This window comes from Variovorax jilinensis (genome assembly GCF_030316885.1).
Classification (GTDB): domain Bacteria; phylum Pseudomonadota; class Gammaproteobacteria; order Burkholderiales; family Burkholderiaceae_C; genus Variovorax; species Variovorax jilinensis.
In genome coordinates this window covers 1-16,007 of record NZ_JASZYQ010000011.1, presented here as the reverse complement: position 1 = coordinate 16,007, position 16,007 = coordinate 1, and the positions used below count along the sequence as shown (strand labels likewise).

At 69.3% G+C, this 16,007-nt stretch carries 11 protein-coding genes; 6 read left to right on the top strand and 5 right to left on the bottom strand.

What is annotated here, in order from left to right; genetic code table 11:
• Nucleotides 1–355 precede the first annotated feature (355 nt).
• Nucleotides 356–6,505 (top strand): autotransporter outer membrane beta-barrel domain-containing protein, encoded by a 6,150-nt coding sequence (locus QTH87_RS24800; RefSeq protein ID WP_286612939.1) that lies wholly within the window; start codon nucleotides 356–358, stop codon nucleotides 6,503–6,505.
• A gap of 60 nt (nucleotides 6,506–6,565) precedes the next feature.
• Here QTH87_RS24800 and QTH87_RS24795 read toward each other — a convergent pair whose 3' ends face one another.
• The 5 genes from QTH87_RS24795 to QTH87_RS24775 all read right to left on the bottom strand — a co-directional run bounded on the left by QTH87_RS24795 (nucleotide 6,566) and on the right by QTH87_RS24775 (nucleotide 12,798).
• Nucleotides 6,566–8,836 carry a xanthine dehydrogenase family protein molybdopterin-binding subunit gene (locus QTH87_RS24795; protein WP_286612938.1) on the bottom strand — a complete coding sequence of 757 codons (2,271 nt, stop codon included), beginning with the start codon at nucleotides 8,834–8,836 and terminating at the stop codon, nucleotides 6,566–6,568.
• Between the two features lie 22 nt (nucleotides 8,837–8,858).
• Nucleotides 8,859–9,335 (bottom strand): (2Fe-2S)-binding protein, encoded by a 477-nt coding sequence (locus QTH87_RS24790; protein ID WP_286612936.1) that lies wholly within the window; start codon nucleotides 9,333–9,335, stop codon nucleotides 8,859–8,861.
• A gap of 156 nt (nucleotides 9,336–9,491) precedes the next feature.
• Nucleotides 9,492–10,064 carry a TetR/AcrR family transcriptional regulator gene (locus tag QTH87_RS24785; protein ID WP_286612934.1) on the bottom strand — a complete coding sequence of 191 codons (573 nt, stop codon included), beginning with the start codon at nucleotides 10,062–10,064 and terminating at the stop codon, nucleotides 9,492–9,494.
• Between the two features lie 73 nt (nucleotides 10,065–10,137).
• Complete coding sequence (radA, locus tag QTH87_RS24780; RefSeq protein WP_286612933.1) at nucleotides 10,138–11,529, bottom strand: DNA repair protein RadA; 1,392 nt, start codon at nucleotides 11,527–11,529, stop codon at nucleotides 10,138–10,140.
• A gap of 27 nt (nucleotides 11,530–11,556) precedes the next feature.
• Entirely contained in the window at nucleotides 11,557–12,798 is a 1,242-nt protein-coding gene (locus QTH87_RS24775; protein ID WP_286612932.1) for an MFS transporter, read from the bottom strand.
• Nucleotides 12,799–12,993: 195 nt separating this feature from the next.
• Here QTH87_RS24775 and QTH87_RS24770 point away from each other — a divergent pair, with 195 nt between their 5' ends.
• The 5 genes from QTH87_RS24770 to QTH87_RS24750 form a co-directional block, all read left to right on the top strand.
• The gene (locus QTH87_RS24770) at nucleotides 12,994–13,812 is read left to right on the top strand and encodes a class I SAM-dependent methyltransferase (RefSeq protein WP_286612930.1); all 819 of its coding nucleotides are present in this window, start codon (nucleotides 12,994–12,996) and stop codon (nucleotides 13,810–13,812) included.
• An 83-nt stretch (nucleotides 13,813–13,895) separates the two neighbouring features.
• Entirely contained in the window at nucleotides 13,896–14,336 is a 441-nt protein-coding gene (gene hpaR, locus QTH87_RS24765; protein WP_286612928.1) for a homoprotocatechuate degradation operon regulator HpaR, read from the top strand.
• On the top strand, nucleotides 14,333–14,959 hold the full coding sequence (locus tag QTH87_RS24760) for a fumarylacetoacetate hydrolase family protein (RefSeq protein ID WP_286612927.1): 627 nt from the start codon (nucleotides 14,333–14,335) through the stop codon (nucleotides 14,957–14,959). Before hpaR ends, QTH87_RS24760 begins: the two co-directional genes overlap by 4 nt.
• Nucleotides 14,956–15,711, top strand: coding sequence for a fumarylacetoacetate hydrolase family protein (locus QTH87_RS24755; protein ID WP_286612925.1), 756 nt, complete (start codon nucleotides 14,956–14,958; stop codon nucleotides 15,709–15,711). Before QTH87_RS24760 ends, QTH87_RS24755 begins: the two co-directional genes overlap by 4 nt.
• 29 nt (nucleotides 15,712–15,740) lie before the next feature.
• On the top strand, nucleotides 15,741–16,007 hold a 267-nt coding region (locus QTH87_RS24750), incomplete at its 3' end, for an aldehyde dehydrogenase family protein (RefSeq protein ID WP_286612923.1).

The following is a 16,007-nucleotide window of genomic DNA, read 5'->3' as shown; positions in this document are numbered from 1 at the left end:
TGAATGCATGTGATCAAGGGACAAAGCCTTCAGATGCGCCGATGTCGCAAAGGGAAACGTTTCCATTTGCGTTCGCTGTCTGACGACGCCTCGGCGCCTTGCGCGAGGACTGAGGCTCGAAAGTCACATAACCCGCTTGCGCATTCGCGAGGGCGAATGATAGAAAGGCCCGGGTCGGCGATCGAGGAATCCGGTGTGGATGAATCTGCAAGGAATGCCAACGACCATGTCTTTGCTCCCAGCTGCGCCTGCACGAAGGCCGCGCGATGACCTCCCGGGTCGGCATCGTGTCGCTCCGTTGCCACGCCAGATCGCCGTCGTCTCGGCGTCCGTCGTAGCCGGCCTCTTCGCAGGATTGAACGCCAGGCTCGCCAGCGCGGATTGCCTGCCCAATCCACCGGCCAGCGGCCAGACCGTCACCTGCACCGGGCCCGCCCCCACGACCGTGCCGCTCGATGCCTCCGCGGCATCCGGCGTGACCGTCAACATCAATGCCGATGCGGTGGTCACGGGCGACGGCACCTTCAACCTCATCACGCTGGGGGCCGGCGCACAGCTCAACAACTACGGGCGCATCGCGCCGGTCGCGGGCACCATCGGCGTGGTCGCGGTGGGCGAGAACGCCACCCTTCGCAATTTCGGAACACTCGCGACCAACGGGCTCAACGCGCTGAGCTTCGTCGCCATCGGTACCAACAACGTGCTTCGCAACGAGCTCGGCGGGACGATCACCATCTCTGGCGACCTCGCCGCCGGCATGCTGGCCTCGAACAGCGACGGCAACAGCCTGATCAATGCGGGGCGCATCACGCTGAACACCTTCCAGGGCGGTGGCCTGTTCGTGCAGGCCAGCGATCGGGCGACGTTGACGAACACCGCGACCGGCGTGATCGAGTCGAACCTGGACCAGGCCTTCGGCATGAGCGCCACCAGCGGCACCGGGCACCAGCTGCGCAACGACGGCAGCATCGTCACGCGGGGCCAGGCCTCGCACGGCATGCTCCTCAACGACACGACCAATTCGTCGATGACCAATGCCGGATCGGTCACCACGTCGGGCGGCAGTTCGGAAACCGAGAACCGTGCGTTCGGCATGTTCGTTCTCGGCGGGCAGGGGAACACGGTGCAGAACCTCGCGGGCGGCGTCATTACCGCGAGCGGGCTCGGCTCGAGCGGCATGGAAGTCGCCGAAAGCACCGGCAATTTGCTGCGCAACGAGGGAACCCTGAACGTCAGCGGCCTGGGCGCGCACGGCATCTACGTCCTGTCCGGCGCGGGCAACACGCTGGAGAACCGCGGCACCGTCAACACCAGCGGCCAGCGCGGCAACGGACTGCGCGCCGACGACGGTGACAGCACCTTCATCAACAGCGGCGAACTCCTGGTCGGGGGTCGGGACGCCTTCGGTGTCTTCATGCAGGGCAACAACAACACCTTGGTGAACAGCGGCACGATCCGCGCGTCGGGCGTCAATGCCGACGGGGTCCTGTCCAACACGGTGGCCGGCAGCTTCGCGGCGAGGATCGAGAACACGGGCAGCATCATCAGCGAGCGCAGTTTCGCAGTGCGCGGCGTGAACGGACAGGAGACGCTGGTCAATGCGGGCCTGATCCGCAGCGATGTCGGAACCGCCATCGACCTGCGCGGCGGCAGCGACACGCTGATCCTTCGGACCGGCTCGCAGATCACCGGGCTCGCCGACGGTGGCGCGGGCAACGACGGCGTGACGCTGGAAGGAGCAGGCACCGCCACCAACGCATTCGCCAACTTCGAGACCCTGCGGATGACCGGGACGGACTGGACCCTGTCGGGAAGCGGCACGTTCAACAGCACGCAGGTCGAGAACGGCGTGCTGCGGATCAGCGGCACGCTGACCAGCCCCGTGACCGTGCGGCCGTCGACCCAGCTGCACATCGGCACCGGCGGAACCGGCGGAACCGTGGTCGGCAACATCACCGACAACGGCGCCCTGCTCTTCAATCGCAGCGACAACCTGAGCTACGGCGGCGTCATCAGCGGTACCGGGTCCGTGACGAAGAACGGCGCGGGCGTGCTCAACCTCACGGCCAGCAACACCTACGGCGGGGCGACCCTCATCAACCAGGGCGTGCTGGCATTCAGCAACCCCGCCAACCTGGGCGCGCTCGGGAACGCGATCGTGTTCGATGGCGGGACCCTCCGCTATCTGGCTTCGGCCTTCGGTTTCATCGGCCGTCCGGTCAACCTGCTGGCGGGCGGCGGCACCGTGGACACCAACGGCTTCTCGAGCGAGTACCGCGGCGTGGCGAGCGGCGCCGGAGCCCTGACGAAGATCGGGGCCGGCACGCTCACGATGACCGGCGCCAACACCTATACCGGCGCGACGACCATCGCCGGCGGCACCTTGCAGGTCGACGGCTCGCTCGCGAGCACGGCGACCACCGTCCGGAGCGGCGCGACGCTGGGAGGCAGCGGCCGCATCGCCGGCTCGGTGACGGTGCAGGATGGCGGCCACATCGCGCCGGGCGCCAGCCCAGGCACGCTGACCATCGGCGGCGACCTGTCGCTGTCCGCCGGCTCGATCCTCGACTACGAATTCGGTCAGGCCAACGTTGCGGGCGGTCCGCTCAACGACCTGACGGTGGTGGGCGGCAACCTGCTGCTCGACGGGACCCTGAACGTCACGCAGTCGGCCACCGGCAACTTCGGGCCAGGCGTGTACCGGGTGATCAACTACGGCGGCGCGTTGACCAACCAGGGCCTGAACCTGGGCACCATGCCACCCGGCAGCGGGCCGTTCTTCGTGCAGACGTCGGTGGCGAACCAGGTGAACCTGGTCCACACGCAGGGCCTTGCGCTGACCTTCTGGGACGGGAACGACAGCACGCGCTTCAACGACAGCGCGGTGAACGGTGGAACGGGCACCTGGCTGGCATCGCCGGCGAATGACGCTTGGACCGAGAGCACCGGCACCGTCAACGCGCCTTGGCAGACCAATGGCTTCGCGATCTTCCAGGGCACGCCCGGCACGGTGAATGTGGACAACAGCGCGGGGCCGGTGATCCTCGGCGGCGCGCAGTTCGCAGTCGACGGCTACACGGTCGGCGGCCAGCCGCTGACGACCACGACGGCCGACACCATCGTCCGCGTGGGAGATGGCACCGCGGCGGGAGCCGCGATGACCGCCACCATCGGTGCGGCGATCCAGGGTACCGGGGGCCTCGTCAAGACCGACGCCGGGACCCTCGTGCTGACCGGCAGCAACACCTACACCGGCAACACCACCGCCGACGGCGGGATCTTGAGCGTGCGGGGCGGCGCGATCACATCGCCGGCGGCCACGGTCACCGTCGGCCGTTCGGGCAACGGCACGATGCGCATCGAGAATGGCGGCCAGGTGACAGGCACGACGAGCGTCGTCGGCGCCGAACCGGGTTCGCAAGGTGCCGTGCTGGTGACCGGCGGCGGCTCCACGTGGACCACCAGCAGCGGCCTCACGATCGGCGATGCAGGGACGGGTGCGCTCACCGTCGAGAACGGCGGCGTCGTCCAGAGCGGCTTCGCGCTCGGTGCATTCCAGGGTGGCGCGACGTCCGTCCTGCGCGTCACCGGCAGCGGCTCGCGCTGGACGACCAGCAGCTTCCTGAGCCTGTTGTCGGGCACCAGCACGATGACCGTCGAGCAGGCCGGGCTGGTGCGCGCCGGCAGTGTGGTGATCGGTGAGAACGCCGGTGCGCAGGCCACCGTCGTGGTCAACGGGCCGGGGTCGACACTGGCGAGCGACTCGACCTTCGAGGTGGCCCGCAGCGGCGCCGGCGCGCTGACGGTTTCCGATGGGGCCACCGTGACCAGCGCACAGGGCTTCGTCGGCCGCCTCGCCGCAGGCGTGGGCAACGCCGTCGTCACGGGAGGTGGTTCGCGCTGGGTCAACACCGGGCCGGACCTGACGGTCGGCAACGGCGGCGCCGGGACTCTGACGATCAGCGAAGGGGGCACGGTCAGCGCGCCCGCGACCTACCTGGCCTATTTCCCGGGGTCGGCCGGCACGCTGAACATCGGTGCGCCGAGCGGCCAGGCACCCGCCGCCCCGGGCTCGCTCGACTCGCCCACCGTGGCACTGGGCGACGGCACGGCCACGGTCAACTTCAACCACAACGCGGCCGGCTACGCCTTCACTGCACTGATGAGCGGCACCGGCACGGTCAATGCGCTGGCCGGCACGACCATCCTGCTGGCCGACAGCACCTACGCGGGCGCCACGACGATCGCGGCGCCGGCCATCCTTCAACTGGGCAATGGCGGCACGACGGGAAGCTTCCGCGGCGATGTGGCAAACGATGGCACGCTGGCGTTCGACCGGTCCGATGCACTCACGTTCGGCGGCTCGATCTCCGGCGCCGGCCGGGTCGTCCAGCAGGGCGCGGGCACCGTGACGCTGGCCCCCGCGGCGGGCGGCGGCAACAGCTACGCGGGCGGCACGGTGCTCCAGCAGGGCGTGCTGGCCATCCCGGCCGACAACGTGCTCGGCGCGCCGTCGGGTGCCCTGACCTTCAACGGCGGCACGCTGCGATGGCTCGGCAGCTTCGAGCTGTCCGCGGCCCGTCCGATCTCGATCGAAGGCGGCGGGGCGACGCTGGACACGCAAGGCTTCGCGGCGATCGTCGAGCAGGGCATCACGGGCGCCGGCGCCATGACCAAGACCGGCGCAGGAACACTGATCCTCCAGGGCGCCAGCACCTTCGGCGGCGGCACCACGGTGAGCGCGGGAACGCTGGTGGTCGGCGACTCGGCCAGCCCAGGTGCCGCGCTGGCTGGCGGCGGGACGGTCGTGGTCGATGCGGGTGCCACGCTCGGCGGCTACGGCAGCGTGACCGGCGACGTCGTGAACAACGGCGTGCTGAAGGTCGCCGATGCGATCGCGAGCGCGAGCGCGACACCCCTTGCCGCCACCGCAGCGGGCAAGCCGGTCGCGCAGGCGCTCGCCAAGCCGGCAATCCTGGCGGGCGGCAACGGCGTCTTCACGATCAACGGGACACTGCGCAACGCCGGGCTGGCGCAGATCGGCGCCGTCAACGCGACGCCCGGCAACAGGCTGACCGTGAACAGCTACGCCGGAGCGCCCGGCAGCCGGGTGGCGCTCAACACCTTCCTGGGTGCCGACAACTCGCCGTCCGACCGGCTGGTCATCAACGGCGGCAGCGCAAGCGGCGCTTCGACGCTGCAGATCAGCAACGCGGGCGGGGGCGGGGCGCCTACGACCGCAGACGGGATCCTGGTGGTCGACGCAGCGAACGGCGCGACGACTGCGGGTTCGGCGTTTTCGCTGGGCGGCGCGCGGGCGGCGGCCGGCGCCTACGAATACCTGCTGTACCGGGGCGGGACGACAACTGGCGAGAGCTGGTACCTGCGTTCGACCTTGCCGGGGACAGCGCTCACGGCGCAACCCATTGGGGCGCCACCATGGCTAGGAGTTGGCTCGCCACCCGCCGCGACGGCCATCGCCGTGTTGCCGAACTACCGTGTCGAAGTCCCGCTCGACATGTCCATCCCCGTGCTAGGGAGCCGGCTGGGCGTCGCGATGCTCGGCACCTACCACGACCGCGCCGGCGAAGACGACATCACCGCGACGAGCGAAGGCCCGCGTCTGATGGGTGCGTGGGGGCGCCTGTTCGGAGCCAGCGGCGAAACCGGCAACGGCGGCGGCAGCAGCACGCTGGTCGATCGCCTCGACGACTTCACGCGCAACGGCCCGGCACTCGACTACAAGGAGGCGGGCGCGCAGACCGGGATCGACCTTCTCCGTCGCGTCGACGCTTCGGGCCAGAGCGATGTCGCAGGCGCCTACATCGCGATGGGCCACACCGACAGCAATGTCGATGCAATCTACGGCGGCCGGGCCGGCAGCGCATCGATGGACGGCTATGCGCTCGGCGCCTACTGGACACGCAAGGGGACTTCAGGGTGGTACGTGGACGGCGTGCTGCAAGGCACGCGCTACGACAACGTCAAGACCCAGTCGATCTTCGCCGAGAGGCTGTCGACCGATGGCTGGGGCGTCGCGGCATCGCTGGAGGGAGGGTACCCCTTCGCGCTCGCACCAGGCTGGGCACTCGAGCCGCAGGGCCAGCTCATCTACCAGTGGACGAAGATGGAAGACAGCGCGGACCGCATGGGCCGCATCTCGTTCGACGACACCAGCACCTTCTATGGCCGCATCGGCGCGCGCCTCACGCATCGCATCGCGCAGGGCGAAGGGTCGGGCGACATCTCGGCCTGGGCACGCCTGAACATCTGGCATGCCTTCGACTCCGACGCGACGACCACCTTCGCGAGCCTGCAGGGCACCAACGCGGTGGCACTGGGCGCACCACTCGGCGCGTCGACCTGGGCGCAGATCGGCATCGGACTGTCGGGGCAGATCGCGCGCAATGCGAGCGCGTTCGGCTCGGTCGACTACAACCGCTCGCTCGACAGCGGCGACAACCACGGCTGGGGCGGCCGGGTGGGGGTTCGCTTCAAGTGGTAGGGCCACGCGAAGCGCATGTCGGCGACTCGATCCTCGGCCGAATCGCCAGCAACCGCCCAATCACCCCAGCTTGAACGGCATCTCCCGCACCGCCTTCCCCGTCAGCGCCGCCACCGCATTCGCAAACGCCGGCGCCAGTGGCGGCAGGCCGGGTTCGCCCATGCCGGTGGGTGCATCCGCACTCGGCACCGTGAACACCGCGATCTGCGGCATGTCGGTGATGCGCGGAACCACGAAGTCGCCGAAGTTGCTCTGCTGCACCACGCCATCCTTCAGGGTGATCGCCGCGCCCGGCAGGCACATCGACAGCGCCATCACCGCGCCGCCCTGCACCTGCGCTTCGACGCTCTTCGGATTGACCACCAGGTTGCAGTGCACGCCGGCCGTGACGTTGTGCAGCGTGGGCGTGCCGTCCTTCACCGAGGCCTCGACCACATAGGCCACCACCGAGTCGAACGACTCGTGCACCGCCACGCCCCAGGCCCGGCCGGCTTCGAGCTTCCTCTTGCCATAGCCGGACTTGTCCACCGCCAGTTGCAGCGCCGCCTTGTGGCGCGGATGCTTGTCGCCGATGAGCTTCATGCGGTAGGCGACCGGGTCCTGCTTCGTGGTGCGCGCGATCTCGTCGAGCAGCGTCTCCATGACGAAGGCGGTGTGGGTGGAGCCCACGCTGCGCCACCAGAGCACCGGCACGTTGAGCTTCGGGTGGTGCACCGTGAGCCGCATCGGGAGCTCGTAGGGTTCCTTCATGCCTTCGACCGCGGTGCCGTCGATGCCGTCCTTGACCATCATGGACTCGAACATGGTGCCGGCCATCAGCGACTGGCCGACGATGACGTGGTCCCAGCCCGTGACCTTGCCCTGCGCGTCGAAGCCGATCTTCGCGCTGTGCAGGTGCATCGGCCGGTAGTAGCCGCCCTTGATGTCGTCCTCGCGGCTCCACAGCGTGCGGATCGGTGCCTTGATGCCCGCCGCCTGCGCCGCCTTGACCACGCTGCAGGCCTCGACCACGAAGTCGCTGCTCAGCAGGCCGCGACGGCCGAAGCCACCGCCCGCCATCTGCACGTTGACCTTGACGTTCTCGGGCGGCACGCCCAGCACCTTGGCGGCCGCCATGCCGTCGATGCCGGGCATCTGCGTGCCGGTCCAGACCTCGGCCTTGCCGCCGGCCAGGCTCACGGTGCAGTTGAGCGGCTCCATCGGCGCATGCGCGAGGTAGGGGAAGACGAACTCGGCGTCGATCCTGTGCGGCGCGCTCGCGATCTTCGAGACGTCGGCGTCGTACTTGCGCTTGCCCGGCCTGGCGGCGAGCTCGCGGTACTGCACCAGTTGCCTGTCGCTGTCGACCTTCTCGACGGCGCTGCTGTCCCATTCGATCTTGAGTGCATCGCGGCCCTGCTTCGCGGGCCAGTAGCCATCGGCGATGACGGCCACGCCTTCGGCGCCGCGATCGAGCGGCACGCGCAGCACGGCCTTGACGCCCTTGATCGCCTTTGCGGCCTTGTCGTCCACCGACTTGGGCTTGGCGCCGAACACCGGCGGATGCATCACCACGGCGGTCAGCATGCCGGGCAGCTTCATGTCGATGCCGTAGCTCTGTTGGCCGCTGGACTTGGCCTCGGCATCGAGCCGGCCCGTGGCCTTGCCGATGAGGCGGAAGTCCTTCGGGTCCTTGAGCTTGACCGTCTCGGGCACGGGCAGCTTCATCGCCGCCGCGGCCAGCTCGCCATAGCCGAGCTTCTTGCCGCCCGGACCGATCACGAATCCGTCGCGCGTCTGCAGCGTGGCCGCATCCACCTTCCATTGCGCCGCCGCTGCGCCGACCAGCATCGCGCGGGTGCGCGCGCCCAGTTCGCGGTACTGCGTGTACGAGTTCTTGATCGAGCCCGATCCCCCCGTGATGTGCATGCCGAAGGCGGGGTCGACGTAGGCCGGGTCGTTGCTGCCGTGCACGCTCCTCACCTTGGACCAGTCAGCGTCGAGCTCCTCGGCCAGGATCATCGGCAGCCCGGTCTGCACGCCCTGCCCGAAGTCGAGCCGGTTGATGGTGATGGTGGTGGTGCCGTCGCGGTCGATGCGCACGAAGGCTGCGGGCTGCTGCAGCGGCTTGAGGCCTGCAGGCTTGCCGGCCGTTGCCGCGGCTGCGTCCTTGCCCTTGTCCTGCGCCAGCGCGGCCGCCGGGAAGACGCCGAGCGCGAAGCCGCCGGCCGCCGTGAGCTTGAGGAAGCTGCGGCGCGCGAGGCCCTGGGGCTCTGCGCTGTCGACGTCGCGCGTGTTCAGCAGCGCGCGAAGGTTGGCGGGCAGTTCGAAAGTGGCTTGATCGAAGTTCATGGGAGGTCTTTCCTAGGCTTCTTCAGGCGAGGGACTTCGCGGCGTCGGCCACCGCGACGCGGATGCGGGCATAGGTGCCGCAGCGGCAGATGTTGCCGGCCATGGCCGAGTCGATCTCGGTCTCGCTGGGCAGCTTGCCGGCCGGCACCGACTTCAGGAAGGCAGTGGCCGACATGATCTGGCCGCTCTGGCAGTAGCCGCACTGGGCCACGTCATGCTTGACCCAGGCCGCGCGCACTGCCTTGCCGACCTTGTCGCTGCCTTCCGTGACCGCCTCGATGGTGGTGATCTTCTGGCCCGCGGCGGCCGAGATCGGCGTGATGCACGAGCGGATCGCCTGCCCGTTCAGATGCACCGTGCAGGCGCCGCAGAGCGCTGCACCGCAGCCGAACTTGGTGCCGGTCATGCCGAGCGTGTCGCGCAGCGCCCAGAGGATGGGGGTGGACGGGTCGGCGTCGACCTGGCGGTCGCGGCCATTGATGTGCAGCGTGGTGGTCATGTGGGGTTCTTCTTTTGATGAACAATAATTCGGTTAAACGATAGACCTGTGGCAGGAACAGGTCAAGTGATTCAGGCCGGCGCCGGGCCGTCCCAAGCCGGCCTGCGCCCCCTCGGGGGCCAGCGAGTACATGAAATGTCGAGCGTGGGGGCCATGTCAGGCCTTGATGCCGTCCCAGCAGAGCCCGAAGGCCTGCGCCAGGTGGGCGTCGGTGCGCTGCAGGGCGCCCGATCGAAGCAGGTTGGCGGTCTCGCGCACCGAGCCGCCGAAGCTGTTGATCAGCAGCACGGTCGGCACGTCCTTGAGGATCTGCTGCGTCTTGGCGGTCTCGATCAGCTCGACCCAGTCCTTGACGAGCCGTGCCGAGAGGTTGCGGCTCTGCTCGCCGAACCACGGCGAGTTGTAGTACTGCTCGATGAACACGACTTCTGCGTAGTGCGTGAGTCGGTGCTCGAGCCAGTTCATCCACATGCGCATGAAGCGGCTGCGGAACGGCGCCTTCGGGTCGTCGCCGTGCATGAGGCTCGCGGCGGTCGCGGTCTTGGCCTGCTCGTAGAGCGCGACCATCAGCTCTTCCTTGGACTTGAAGTAGACGTAGAGCGTGCCTGTGGCGAGGCCCGCCTCGCGCGCGATGGCCGCCATCGTGAGGCCGCTCAGTCCGGTCTGCTCGACCAGCATGAAGGTGGCCTCGGCGATGGCGCGGAGTTTGTCCTCGTCCTTGGGTTTCACGCCGCGATCTTAGCCGAACCGGCTTCTTTGGCGAACATATATTCGCTAAAGACCGTCTCGCATCACCCGCCGGCTACTGCATCTGCCGCACGATATCGAGCGCTTCCTCGATCCGTTCCACCGCGTGGATCGTGAGGCCCTCGATCTCCTTCGTGCCCTTGCGCGGCGCGTTGGCCTTGGGAACCACCGCGACGCTGAAGCCGAGCTTGGCGGCCTCGCGCAGCCGCTCCTGCCCGCGCGGCGCCGGCCGCACCTCGCCGGCCAGGCCGACTTCGCCGAAGGCGATGAAGCCCTTGGGCAGCGGCTTGCCGCGCAGGCTGGAGGTGATCGCGAGCATCACGGCCAGGTCGGCCGCGGGCTCGCTGATGCGCACGCCGCCGACGGCGTTGACGAACACGTCCTGGTCCATGCAGGCCACGCCCGCGTGCCGGTGCAGCACCGCGAGCAGCATCGCCAGGCGATCGCGGTCCAGGCCGACCGACAGGCGCCGCGGGCTCGGCCCGCCGTTGTCGACCAGCGCCTGGATCTCGACCAGCATCGGCCGCGTGCCCTCGAGCGTGACCAGCACCACGCTGCCGGGCACCGGCTCGGCATGCGTGCTCAGGAAGATCGCGCTCGGGTTGGCAACGCCCTTCAGGCCGCGCTCGGTCATCGCGAAGACGCCGATCTCGTTGACCGCGCCGAAGCGGTTCTTGATGGCCCGCACGAGGCGGAAGCTCGAATGCGTGTCGCCCTCGAAGTACAGCACCGTGTCGACCATGTGCTCGAGCACGCGCGGACCTGCCAGCGCGCCTTCCTTCGTGACGTGGCCCACCAGCACGATCGCGGTGCCGCTGGCCTTGGCGAAGCGCGTGAGGTGGGCGGCGCATTCGCGCACCTGCGCCACCGAGCCCGGTGCCGAGGTGAGCTGGTCGGAATACACCGTCTGGATCGAGTCGATGACCGCGATCGCCGGCCGGTGCGCGTCGAGGGTGGCGATGATCTTCTCGAGCTGGATCTCGGCCAGCACCTGCACCTGCGAGTGGTCGAGTCCGAGCCGGCGCGAGCGCAGCGCCACCTGCGCGCCGCTTTCCTCGCCCGTGACGTAGAGCGCGTTGCGGCCCGCGTGCTGAAGCGCGTCGACCGCCTGCAGCAGCAGCGTCGACTTGCCGATGCCGGGGTCGCCGCCGATCAGGGTCACGCCGCCGTCGACGATGCCGCCGCCGAGCACGCGGTCGAGTTCGTCGATGCCGGTGGGCGTGCGCGCGATGTCGGTGGCCTCGATCTCGGACAGCGTGGCGAGCTCCGAGGAGCCCGCGAGCGATGCGAACTGGGTGCCGAAGCGGTTGTTGGCCGGCCCGCCCGCGGGAGCGCCGACCTGCTCGATCAATGTGTTCCACGCGCCGCAGCTGGGGCACTTGCCGAGCCACTTGGGGCTGGTGCCGCCGCAGTCGCTGCAGACGTAGAGAGTTTTTTCCTTGGCCATGGGTCGAGTGTAGGGAGCCGCGCGGCCCTAGCCGGGCCGGCGCCGCCCTCCGCGATCCCCGTGCCGCGGAATCCAGTAGGCCAGCGTCGCGGCCGCTGCCAGCGCCATGAGCCCGGTCACCACGATCCCCGCCGCCAGCGACAGGGCCCCCGCCAGGAACGACAGCAGCGCCGGGCCGGAGGAGGAGCCGATGTCGGACATCAGCCGCCAGACGCCGAGGAAGTGCGCGCGGCCGTGGCGCGGCGAATGGTCGGCGCCGATGGTCATGATGATTCCCGATCCGATGCCGTTGCCGAAGCCGATCGCGAGCGCCACCGCCAGCAGCGTGAGGGCGCCGGTGGTCAGCGGCATCAGCAGCATCGCCGTGCCCATGACCAGCATCGACGGCACAGCGACCCAGACGCGGCCCTTCAGGTCCATGACCCGGCCGGCCGGATAGAAGACCAGCATGTCGATGCCGCCCGCCAGGCCGTAGATCAGCGAGGCCACCGAGGGCGCCAGCATCAGGTGGTCGGCCCACAGCGGGATCACGGCCTGCCGCGAAGCCCGCACGGCGCTGATCAGGATCACGCCGATGCCCAGCGTCAGGAACACGTGCCGGTGATCGCGCACCGTGGAGGCGATGGTGGCGGCCGCGGGCGCGACGTTGCCGGGCGGCAGCGGCGGCAATTCGAGGTCGGGGATGCGCGCGCCGGCGATCGCGGCGCCCACGGCCCCGAAGATGCCGACCACGTAGGCGGCAGACAGCCCGAAGAAATGCACCGCGGCCGCGGCGAGGAAGGGACCGATGAACATGCCGATGCGCATCACGCCGCCCAGCGTGGAGAGCGCCCGGGCGCGGAATTCCATCGGCACCGCCTCGGTCATGTAGCTCTGGCGCGCCAGGTTGTAGACCGCCTGCGACATGCCCACCATGAAGCAGCCGAGCGCGAACAGACCGAGGTGCGAGGTCCCCACGCACAGCGCCATGCCGAGCGCGCTCCAGATGCCGGCCGCCACGATCGCGCCGCGTTCGCCCCAGCGCATCGTGATGAAGGAGGCCGGGATGTTGTTGAGCAGCGAGCCGATGCCGATCAGCGCGACCATGAGCGCGGCGATCGGCACCGAGGCGCCGAGGTCGCGCGCCGTGAGCGGCACGATCGGCAGGATCGCGCCCTCGCCGATGCCGAACAGCAGCGACGGGCCGAAGGCCGGCACCGCGATGCGCCGCAGCGAGAACGAGGAGGACGATGAAGGAACCGGAGGGGGAACGGCGGGCGGGGATGACATGCGCGGGGTGAGCTTCGGATGGGTTGCCCTGGGCCGCCCGGCGGACAGAGGCCGGGCCATTGTCTCGCCGATGGCGGATGTCTGCAGGGCGCGGCTGGCGGCCCTTCCGTCCGGTTGACGTCGCTGCCGGCAGCGGCCTAGCATGATCGACGCGCTTGCCGGCCGATGCCGGCGGGTGCGAAAGGGAGATTGCCGATGAATCCCGTTGCCGCGTCCTCCACCTTCGTCGCCGCCGACGGCGATGCCTACGAGAAGCTCATGGGGCGCTGGAGCCGCCTGCTCGCGCTGCCCTTCCTCGACTTCACGGGCACCGCCGACGGCGAGCGCGTGCTCGACGTCGGCTGCGGCACCGGCCACCTGGCCTTTGCCGTGACGCGCCGCACCGGCGCCGGCGAGGTGCGCGGCATCGACCTCGCGCAGCCCTACATCGATCATGCGCGGCGACACAACCAGGACCCGCGCATCGTCTTCGAGGTCGGCGACGCCTGCGCGCTGCCCTTCGCCGACGGCAGCTTCGACCGCGTGCTCTCGCTGCTGGTGCTGCATTTCGTGCCGGCGGCCGAAAGGGCCGTGGCGGAGATGCGGCGCGTGGTCAGGCCGGGAGGCATGGTCGCCGCGACCGTCTGGGATGCGCGCGGCGGCTTCGTTCCGAGCCGCATCTTCTTCGACACGGCCGCTGCGCTCGATCCGCAGGCCGTTGCCCGGCGCGCACGCAACTTCACGCGGCCGATGACGCGGCCCGGCGAGCTGGCTCGCGCATGGCGGGAGGCCGGTCTGCAGCGGGTCGAGGAAACGACGCTCGGCATCCGGATGGAGTTCGCCTCCTTTGCGGACTACTGGAGCCCCTACGAGGGCAAGGACGGGCCCGGCGCGGAATACGTTGCCACGCTCGACGATGCGGCCCGCGCCAGGCTGCGCGCAGCCGTCGAAGCCGCCTACCTCGACGGCGATGCCGACGGGCCGCGCTCGTATGCAGCGATCGCCTGGGCGGTGAAGGGCGTGGCACCGCGGTAGCGCCCCTTCGCCGGCCGCAAGGGTTTACCCGCGGCATCGAGCACTTGACCCGACTATTTAATATATTAAATAATTCATCAGCCATGAGCAGCACCGCCTTCACCCATCGCAACCTGCCACGCCTGCTGCTGCAGGCGCGCGAGGCCGTCATGGGCCACACGCGGCCCAGCCTGCGCGAGCATGCGCTGTCCGACCAGCAATGGCGCGTGCTGCGCGTGCTCGGCGAGCACGGTGCGGTCGAGACCGGCCGCGTGGCGCGCGAGGCCTTCATCCTGGGTCCGAGCCTCACCGGCATGCTCGCGCGCATGGAGCGCGACGGCCTCGTCACGCGCAGCCGCGACCCCGAGGACCAGCGCAGCACCGTGGTCGAGGCCACCGCGCGCGGTCGCAAGCTCGTGACCAAGCTGTCGACCAGCATCGAGGCCCACTACACGTGGATGGAAGAGGCGCTGGGCAAGGACAAGCTCGCGCAGATGTATGCGCTGCTCGACGAACTGATCGCACTGGAAAAACCCGAACCATGAGCTTTCTCCCCACCGGCACCGTCTACGGCGTGCTGCTCAACTTCAGGGCGGAGGTCGAGGCGCTGGCGCCGCAGATGAACCAGCCGCCCTACAAGGCCCCGCCCAAAGCGCCGGTGCTCTACGTCAAGACCGCCAACACCTGGAGCCCGAGCGGCCGTGCGATCGCCGTGCCCGCAAGCGTCGACGCGGTCGAGGTCGGCGCCACCATCGCGATGGTGATCGGCGCCGAGAACGACGTCGAAGGCTTCGTGCTCATGAACGACATCTCGATACCTCACGCGAGCTTCTTCCGGCCGCCGGTCAGGTTCAAGTGCGTGGACGGCTTCCTCGGCGTCGGCCCCGCGCTGCGCGACGCGCAGGAGGTAGCCGACCCGGCGCAATTCAGGCTCGAGGTGCGCATCAACGGCGAGCTCAGGCAATCGGTCGACTTCGCGCACACGGTGCGCAGTGCCTCGCAATTGCTGGCCGATGTCGGCGAGTTCATGACGCTCGCGCATGGCGAGGTGCTGATGCTCGGCTGCGACGCCGGTCGGCCGCTGGCACGCGCGGGCGACCGCATCGAGATCAGCGCCCCGGGCTTCGAGACCCTGGTGAACACGCTCGAGAAGGAAGGTGAGGCATGAAGCACGCGCGCATCCTGTTCGAAGGCGCGGTGCACGACGCGATCGAGGCCGACGAAGGTCGGCTGCGACTGGCCGACGGCCGCCTGCTGCAGCCCGATGCCGTGTCGTGGCTGCCGCCGCTGGCGCCAGTGCCGCGTCCGCGCACCATCCTCGCGCTGGGCCTCAACTACGCCGACCACGCGAAGGAGCTGGAATTCAAGGCGCCCGAGGAACCGCTGGTGTTCGTCAAGGGCGAGAGCACGCTCACCGGCCACCGCCAGCTCACGTACCGGCCGGCCGAGGTGCAGTACATGCACTACGAATGCGAGCTCGTGATCGTGGTGGGCAAGACCGCAAAGAAGGTCAGGCGCGACGACGCCTACGACTTCATCGGCGGCTACACCGTGGCCAACGACTACGCGATCCGCGACTACCTCGAGAACTGGTACCGCCCCAACCTGCGCGTGAAGAACCGCGACACCTGCACGCCGATCGGCCCCTGGCTCGTCGATGCCGCAGACATCGACGACCCGATGGCGCTGGCGCTGTCGACCACGGTCAACGGCAAGCTCACGCAGCAGGGCAACACGCGCGACATGATCTTCGACGCGCGCTTCCTGATCGAATACTTCAGCGCCTTCATGACGCTGCAGCCCGGCGACCTGATCCTCACCGGCACGCCCGACGGCGTGGTCGACTGCCGCCCCGGCGACGTCGTCGTGACCGAGATCGCGCAGATCGGCGCGCTGGTCAACACCATCGCCGCGGCCTGACCCGCGCTCCACATCCTCCAGAGACGACCATGCAGATCGACCACCTCATCAACGGCAGATCCGTCGCCGGCCGCGACTACTTCCAGACCGTGAACCCCGCCACCCAGGAGGTTCTGGCCGAGGTCGCCTCGGGCGGCGAGGCCGAAGTCAACGCGGCCGTGGCCGCCGCCAAGGAAGCCATCCCCAAGTGGGCCGGCCTGCCCGCGCCCGAGCGCGCCAGGCTGATCCGCAAGCTCGGCGACCTGATCGCGGCGAACGTGCCCGAGATCGCCGAGACCGAGACCAACGACTGCGGC

Coding starts and splice junctions, on each gene's coding strand:
- QTH87_RS24770 (WP_286612930.1), top strand. CDS start 12,994: ATGAATCCCGTTGCCGCGTCCTCCACCTTCGTCGCCGCCGACGGCGAT.
- QTH87_RS24790 (WP_286612936.1), bottom strand. CDS start 9,335: ATGACCACCACGCTGCACATCAATGGCCGCGACCGCCAGGTCGACGCC.
- QTH87_RS24775 (WP_286612932.1), bottom strand. CDS start 12,798: ATGTCATCCCCGCCCGCCGTTCCCCCTCCGGTTCCTTCATCGTCCTCC.
- QTH87_RS24760 (WP_286612927.1), top strand. CDS start 14,333: ATGAGCTTTCTCCCCACCGGCACCGTCTACGGCGTGCTGCTCAACTTC.
- QTH87_RS24755 (WP_286612925.1), top strand. CDS start 14,956: ATGAAGCACGCGCGCATCCTGTTCGAAGGCGCGGTGCACGACGCGATC.
- hpaR (WP_286612928.1), top strand. CDS start 13,896: ATGAGCAGCACCGCCTTCACCCATCGCAACCTGCCACGCCTGCTGCTG.
- QTH87_RS24795 (WP_286612938.1), bottom strand. CDS start 8,836: ATGAACTTCGATCAAGCCACTTTCGAACTGCCCGCCAACCTTCGCGCG.
- radA (WP_286612933.1), bottom strand. CDS start 11,529: ATGGCCAAGGAAAAAACTCTCTACGTCTGCAGCGACTGCGGCGGCACC.